The organism is Paraburkholderia sp. RL17-383-BIF-A (assembly GCF_046028015.1).
In the GTDB taxonomy this organism is placed as follows: Bacteria; Pseudomonadota; Gammaproteobacteria; order Burkholderiales; family Burkholderiaceae; genus Paraburkholderia.
In genome coordinates, this window is sequence record NZ_JARESR010000078.1 from 1 (window position 1) to 983 (window position 983).

1 protein-coding gene is annotated in these 983 nt (G+C 64.1%); it reads left to right on the forward strand.

The features are described 5' to 3' along the window. Positions 1–983, forward strand: a 983-nt coding sequence (locus P0D71_RS35990; RefSeq protein ID WP_408483883.1) for an acyl-CoA dehydrogenase family protein, incomplete at both ends; no start/stop codon positions are given.

A 983-nucleotide genomic window follows, 5' to 3' on the forward strand; every position in this document is an offset into this window, starting at 1 on the left:
GGCGTGCAACATCCCGTCGACTACGAAGGCCAGGGCCTGCCGAAGCTCATCGCCACCGCCTGTATCGAGATGCTGAACGCGTCGAACCTGTCGTTCGCGTTGTGCCCGCTGCTCACGGATGGCGCCATCGAGGCGCTGCTCACGGCGGGTAGCGAAGCGCAGAAACAGACCTACGTGCCGAAGCTCATTTCCGGCGAATGGACCGGCACGATGAACCTGACCGAGCCGCAGGCCGGCTCCGACCTCGCGCTCGTGCGCACGCGCGCCGAGCCGCAGGGCGACGGTTCGTTCAAACTGTTCGGCACGAAGATTTTCATCACGTGGGGCGAGCACGACATGGCGAAGAACATCGCGCATCTCGTGCTGGCGCGCACACCTGACGCACCGGAAGGCGTGAAGGGCATTTCGCTTTTCATCGTGCCGAAGTTTCTCGTCAACGAAGACGGCTCGCTCGGCGAGCGCAACGACGTGCATTGCGTGTCGATCGAACACAAGCTCGGCATCAAGGCGAGCCCGACCGCGGTGCTGCAGTTCGGCGACCACGGCGGCGCGATCGGTCATCTGATCGGCGAAGAGAATCGCGGCCTCGAATACATGTTCATCATGATGAACGCGGCGCGCTTTGCCGTCGGCATGCAGGGCGTGGGTGTGTCGGATCGCGCTTACCAGAAGGCGGTGGCGTATGCGAAAGACCGTGTGCAAAGCCGTCCCGTGGATGGCTCGGCGAAGCAGCCGGTCGCGATAATTCAGCACCCCGACGTGCGCCGTATGCTCGCCACGATGCGTGGTCTGACTGAAGCCTCACGCGCGCTGGCCTATGTGGCCGCGGCGCACTGCGACATCGCGCATCGCCATGCCGACGAAGCCACGCGCGCGGAACATCAGGCGATCTACGAATACCTCGTGCCGATCGTGAAGGGCTGGAGCACGGAGCTGTCGATCGATGTGACGAGCCTCGGCGTACAGGTGCACGGCGGCATGGG